General features: G+C 73.4%; 7 protein-coding genes and 1 other RNA gene. 5 read left to right on the plus strand and 3 right to left on the minus strand.

Features of this window, described 5'->3' with window-relative positions; all coding sequences use genetic code 11:
* Positions 1–109 precede the first annotated feature (109 nt).
* Positions 110–913: a peptidoglycan recognition protein gene (locus ACFV0G_RS33840; RefSeq protein ID WP_380556267.1), complete on the plus strand. Its 804-nt coding sequence runs from the start codon at positions 110–112 to the stop codon at positions 911–913.
* Positions 914–926: 13 nt separating this feature from the next.
* Here the strand turns inward: ACFV0G_RS33840 and ACFV0G_RS33845 are convergent, their stop codons facing one another.
* From ACFV0G_RS33845 to ACFV0G_RS33855, 3 genes are all read right to left on the minus strand, one after another.
* Positions 927–1469: a GNAT family N-acetyltransferase gene (locus tag ACFV0G_RS33845; protein WP_380556269.1), complete on the minus strand. Its 543-nt coding sequence runs from the start codon at positions 1467–1469 to the stop codon at positions 927–929.
* 99 nt (positions 1470–1568) lie between these two features.
* Entirely contained in the window at positions 1569–2162 is a 594-nt protein-coding gene (locus ACFV0G_RS33850) for a phosphatase PAP2 family protein (RefSeq protein ID WP_380556271.1), read from the minus strand.
* On the minus strand, positions 2159–2377 hold the full coding sequence (locus ACFV0G_RS33855) for a hypothetical protein (protein WP_380556273.1): 219 nt from the start codon (positions 2375–2377) through the stop codon (positions 2159–2161). The genes ACFV0G_RS33850 and ACFV0G_RS33855 overlap by 4 nt, the downstream gene beginning before the upstream one ends.
* Here ACFV0G_RS33855 and ACFV0G_RS33860 point away from each other — a divergent pair.
* The 4 genes from ACFV0G_RS33860 (at position 2364) to ACFV0G_RS33875 (ending at position 5583) form a co-directional block, all read left to right on the plus strand.
* Positions 2364–2993: a S41 family peptidase gene (locus ACFV0G_RS33860; RefSeq protein WP_380556275.1), complete on the plus strand. Its 630-nt coding sequence runs from the start codon at positions 2364–2366 to the stop codon at positions 2991–2993. The two genes, ACFV0G_RS33855 and ACFV0G_RS33860, sit on opposite strands and share 14 nt — an antisense overlap.
* 44 nt (positions 2994–3037) lie before the next feature.
* A complete protein-coding gene (gene smpB / locus ACFV0G_RS33865; RefSeq protein WP_380556277.1) occupies positions 3038–3523 on the plus strand; it encodes an SsrA-binding protein SmpB in 486 nt (161 codons plus the stop codon).
* Positions 3524–3639: 116 nt separating this feature from the next.
* Positions 3640–4017: a transfer-messenger RNA gene (gene ssrA / locus ACFV0G_RS33870) on the plus strand.
* Positions 4018–4215: 198 nt separating this feature from the next.
* Positions 4216–5583 (plus strand): nitrate/nitrite transporter, encoded by a 1368-nt coding sequence (locus tag ACFV0G_RS33875; RefSeq protein WP_380556279.1) that lies wholly within the window; start codon positions 4216–4218, stop codon positions 5581–5583.
* Positions 5584–5669: the final 86 nt, after the last annotated feature.

Here is a 5669-nt window from a genome sequence, read left to right on the forward strand (position 1 = left end):
CCCCGGGGCGCGGCGCGCGCGCGCCGGCCGCGCCCTCGCCTCGCGGGGACCGCGCGCCCGCCCGCCCCCCGCGCCCCCCCCCGCCCGGGGCCGTCCTTACCTTCGTGGCATGGACATCGACCGCCGCCTGGTGCTGCGTCGCGTGTTGCAGGCCACCTCGGCGGGCGCGCTGGTCGCCCTGCCCGCCCTGGGCCGCCCGCGCACGGTGACGCAGCCCGTGGCCGCAGCGGAGCCCGCGCTCGCGCTGCCGCCCTCGTTCCCCGTTCCCGCCGCGCCGCCGATCGTGCCGCGCTCCGCCTGGCAGGCCGAGCCGCCGCCGTCCGCGGTGCAGTACGACCGCGCGGTGCGCGCCGCCTTCATCCACCACACCGACGACCGGAACTCCTACCGGGAGCAGGACGTCCCCGACATCCTCCGGGCGATCCACCACGACCACCTGGCGAACCGCGGCTGGGACGACATCGGCTACAACTTCCTGGTCGACCGCTTCGGCACCGTCTACGAGGGCCGGGTCGGCGGCATCGACCGGCCCGTCGTCGGCGCGCACACCATGGGCTTCAACCGCGAGACCGTCGGCATCGCGGCGATCGGCACCTACTCCGCGGGCGTCGACGTACCCGAGCCGGTCGTCGCCGCGATCGCCGGCCTGGTCGCCTGGAAGCTCGGCAGCTACGGCACCGACGCCCACGGGCAGTACGAACTGACCTCGACCAGCAGCGACAGCCGGTTCCCGGCGAGCAGCCGGCACGCCTTCAACGCGGTCTCCGGACACCGGGACGCCTACTGCACCCTCTGCCCCGGCGAGGCCCTCTACGCCCTCCTGCCGCAGATCACCGACCGCGCGGCCGACCTCCAGCGCGCCGCCGGCGCGGGCACCGGACCGCACCCCCAGGCCCCGCCGGCCCGAACGTAGGACCGGGCACCGGCTAGGCCGAGGGGCCCGCCGTCCAGTCCCGGGCGAGGAGCCCGAGGAGCACCTCGTCCAGGAACTCGCCCATCACCCAGGCCGCGGAGCGCAGCACGCCCTCGCGGACGAAGCCGTTGCGCTCGGCGGAGCGCAGCATCGCGGCGTTGTCCGACAGGGTCTCGATCTGCAGCCGCTGCAGGCCCCGCACGACGAAGCCGTAGTGGCAGAGCACGGCGACCACGTCGGTGCCGTAGCCCTTGCCGCGGGCGGCCGGCAGCAGCCCCAGCCCGATGTGCGCGGACCGGTTGTGGTTGTCGATGCCCCAGAGCGTCGCCGTGCCGATCAGGGTGCCGCCGTCCAGCTCCACCACGGAGAACGGGACGTGCCCCTGCTCCGTGTCGTCCACCACCAGCCGCGGGTCGTTCGAGCCGGGGGTGATCGGCCGCCACGGCCGGCTCTCGGCCCGCGAGCCGTTGACCACGTCGTCGTAGAGCTCGGTCCGCAGGATGGGGATGTCGTCCTCGTGCCGGGCCCGCAGCCCGACCGTGGTGCCTCGTAGCATGCGAGGTTCCTATCCGACCGGACGGGACGGCGGCAAACCGATTTCGGCCGCTGCGACGGCCGACCGACCCGGGACGGCCACCGGGCCGTCGGCGCGCCGTCAGCAGGCGGTCCGGGCGGCGAGGTGGCGGCCGACGCCGCCGACCGCGCTGGCCGCGACCATGCCGAGCAGGGCGCCGGCGGCCACGTCCCCCGGGTAGTGGACGCCGGTGTGCACCCGGGAGTACGACACGCCGGCGGCCAGCAGCCCCAGCGGTGCGGCGGTCCAGGGCAGCCGCGTGCCGACCGCCGTCGCGAAGGCGAACGCCGAGGCGGTGTGGCCGGAGGGGAAGGAGGCCGAGGTGGGCATCCGCACGTGCCGGGCGGCCGGCACGCCGACGCCCTCGCGGTCCGGGCGGGGGCGCCGGGCCAGCGCCTTGCCGACCAGGTTCGCGCCCGCCGAGGCCACCGCGATCGCCGCGACCCCGAGGACGGCGGCCTCCCGGGGCGGGCCGGGCCGCAGCGCCAGGACGCCGGCGATCGCGAACGAGATCTTCGAGTGGTCGGCCGCCCGCGACAGCCGGCGCAGCGCGCTGTCCAGTTCCGGGGTCGGGGTGCCGGCGATCGCCGCGTAGACCGCCCGGTCGGCCGCGCCGAGATCGGCGGCCACCCGGCGGCCCCGGGCCAGCAGCCCGGCCGGGGCGGTGCGGCTCACCGGTCGCCGCCGCTGCGCGGGGCGGGCGTCCTGCCCAGAGCCAGCCGGCCGACCCGCCGCCAGGCCATCGCGGGCACCTCGACCGGCGTACCCGGCCGGTCCCTCGGCACCCGGACCCGCAGCGCGCCCGCCTGCACCGTGCACCGCACCGGCACGGGCAGGTTGAGCGCCTCGCCGTCGACCGCCACCGGAATGCTCTCGGTGTCCGCCGTCACCACCACCTCGTCCGCCGTCAACAGGGTCACACCCGCGGCCTGGCCGCGGGGCGGTGGGCGGGGCGCGGGCTGCGCGGGGGCGGGGTCCCGCGCGCCCCGCCCGCGGCGCGCCCCGCGGGGGGGCGCCCCGCGGCGCCGCGCGCCCGCCGCGGGAGCCTCCGCGGACGACGAGGACCTGCGCGGCAACGCCGGCGGCCTGGTCGAGGAGGCGGTCGCCACCGCCTCGGCCTTTCTGGACGGCGGCCCGGTCGCCTCGTACGAGTCGCGGGGCAGCCGCCGGGAGCTCACCGCGGCCCGCGGCGGGGACACCGCCGTCCCGCTGGTGGTGATGGTGGACGGCGGCACGATGAGCGCCGCCGAGCTGCTGGCCGGGGCGCTCCAGGACCGCTGCAGGGCCGTCCTGGTGGGCTCCAGGACGTTCGGCAAGGGCACCGTGCAGCAGCCCAGCCGGCTGGCCGACGGCGGGGTGCTGGAGCTCACCGTGGGCCGCTACTACACCCCCGACGGCCGCTCCCCGGACGGCACCGGCCTGCAGCCCGACGTGGCCGCCGCCGACCCGGCCGCCGCGGACGGCCTGGCGCTGCGCGTCCTGAGCGGCCTGGGGGCGCGCCCGTAAAGGGGCTGCCGCCGGGCTCCCGGAAGTGCGAGAATGACCGGGCTATGGCTAAGGAAAAGGGCAACAAGCTCATCGCGCAGAACAAGAAGGCGCGCCACGAGTACACCATCCTCGACACCTACGAGTGCGGGCTGGTGCTCACCGGCACCGAGGTGAAGTCGCTCCGCGAGGGCCGGGCGAACCTGGTCGACGGATACGCGTACATCCAGGGCCACGAGGCCTGGATCGACAACGTCTTCATCCCGGAGTACACCCAGGGCACCTGGACCAACCACTCCGCCAAACGCAAGCGCAAGCTCCTGCTGCACAAGGAGGAGATCCGCAAGCTGGAGTCGAAGGCGAAGGAGACCGGCCACACCCTGGTGCCGCTCTCGCTGTACTTCAAGGACGGCCGGGTCAAGCTGGAGATCGCGCTCGCGGTCGGCAAGAAGCTGTACGACAAGCGGCAGACGCTGCGCGAGCAGCAGGACCGCCGCGAGTCGGACCGCGCCATCGCCGCCGCCCGCCGCAAGCAGCGCGCCGCGTCCTGACCGGGCCGCGGCCCGCCGCCGGGGTAATGCGCTGGACCCTCCCGGTCCGGACCGCGTACCATGGCTCTCACACCGCCGGTGGGCCCGCCCGCCGGAGCTGTTTGTCAAATCAACATGGGGATGATCGGTTTCGACAGTGGTAGTCGAAACAGGAGAAGCGAGCCGAGGAACGCGGCAATGATCTCGTTAACCATCTGTCGCAAAAAAATAATCGCCAACTCTAAGCGCGATATCCCGCAGTTCGCTCTCGCTGCCTGATCAGCGAGCGAATAGGGTGTCAGACCGGAGCGTTCCCGATCCGGACCCTGGCATAATCTAGGGAACTCAACCAACCGCCCCGGCTACGGGGGCGGGAGGGAAACCAAACAGTAGCTGGGCCTGTCGGCGGCTTGTCCGCGTGACCGCCGGGGCCGAGAAAAGCACAGCGGACTGCGCTCGGAGAAGTCCTGAATCCACTCCACTGGACCCGGGTTCGATTCCCGGCATCTCCACCATCCCATGTGCACCCAGGCCGTCCTCCCTCCGGAGGGCGGCCTTCGTGCGTCCCCGCCCTCCTCACACCGCCAGGCCCGGCCGGGTGAGAGGACGGTTCCCGGGGTTTCACAGAGCACACCGGATCCCGAAACCGCAGCCTCCTAGCGTCGTTCCCGACAGCACGGGCAGGGCAGGCACCGGCACGCAAGGGGAGACCGATGAGCGACACAGCCCAGCGCAGAACAGGCGGCCGCTGGATTCAGGAATGGCAGCCCGAGGACACCGAATTCTGGGAGCGCACCGGCCGCAGGACGGCCAACCGGAACCTGGTCTTCTCGATCCTCTCCGAGCACATCGGCTTCTCCATCTGGAGCCTCTGGTCGGTGATGGTCCTCTTCATGGGGAAGGACTACCACATCGACCCGGCCGGCAAGTTCTTCCTGGTCGCCATGCCCACCCTGGTCGGCTCCTTCGTCCGGATCCCCTACACCTTCGCGGTGGCCCGGTTCGGCGGCCGCAACTGGACGATCGTCTCCGCGCTGCTCCTGCTCGTGCCGAGCCTGGCGGCCGCGTACGTGATGCACCCCGGCACCTCGTACACCACCTTCATGCTGGTCGCCGCGCTGACCGGCCTCGGCGGCGGCAACTTCGCCTCCTCCATGACCAACATCAACGCGTTCTTCCCGCTGCGCCGCAAGGGCTGGGCGCTCGGCCTGAACGCCGGCGGCGGCAACATCGGCGTCCCGGTCATCCAGCTGGTCGCGCTGGGCGTCATCACCTGGGCCGGCGCGAACCAGCCCCGGCTGGTCCTCGGCATCTACATCCCGCTCATCGCGGTCGCGGCGGCCTGCGCCGCCCTGTTCATGGACAACCTGGCCCCCATGAGCAACGACACCGGCACCTTCACCGCGATCCTGAAGGAGAAGCACACCTGGCTGATGTCGGTGCTCTACATCGGCAGCTTCGGTTCCTTCATCGGCTTCTCCTTCGCCTTCGGCCTGGTCCTGCAGAACCAGTTCGGCCGCACCCCGCTGCAGGCCGCCCAGCTCACCTTCATCGGCCCGCTGCTCGGCTCGCTGATCCGCCCCGTCGGCGGATGGCTGGCCGACCGCTACGGCGGGTCGCGGATCACCTTCTGGAACTTCGTCGCGATGGCCTGCGCCACCGGCGTCGTCGTGTACGCGTCCTCGATCCGCTCGCTGCCGGTCTTCCTGCTGGGCTTCATCGCCCTCTTCGTCTTCGCCGGCCTCGGCAACGGCTCCACCTACAAGATGATCCCCGGCATCTTCGAGGCCAAGGCGCAGGACCGGATCGCCGCCGGCGAGAGCACCGACGACGCGGCCGCCTGGTCGCGCCGGATGTCCGGAGCGGCGATCGGCGTGATCGGCGCGGTCGGCGCCCTCGGCGGACTCTTCATCAACCTCGCCTTCCGAGAGTCCTTCCTCACCGCGAAGACCGGCACCCCGGCCTTCGTCGCCTTCCTCGCCGCGTACGCGGTCTGCTTCGCCCTCACCTGGGCGGTCTACCTGCGCCGCCCCGCGGCGGCCCGCACCGCCGCCCAGGCCCCCGCCCTCGCCCGGGTCTGATACGCCGCCAGGGGGCGGGGGGGCGCCCGCGCGCCCGGCCCCCCCCCCCGGAAACACCCCGGGATGGTGGGCCCCCGCGGGGGGTG

The sequence above is a fragment of the Kitasatospora sp. NPDC059571 genome (assembly GCF_042735675.1).
Classification (GTDB): domain Bacteria; phylum Actinomycetota; class Actinomycetes; order Streptomycetales; family Streptomycetaceae; genus Kitasatospora.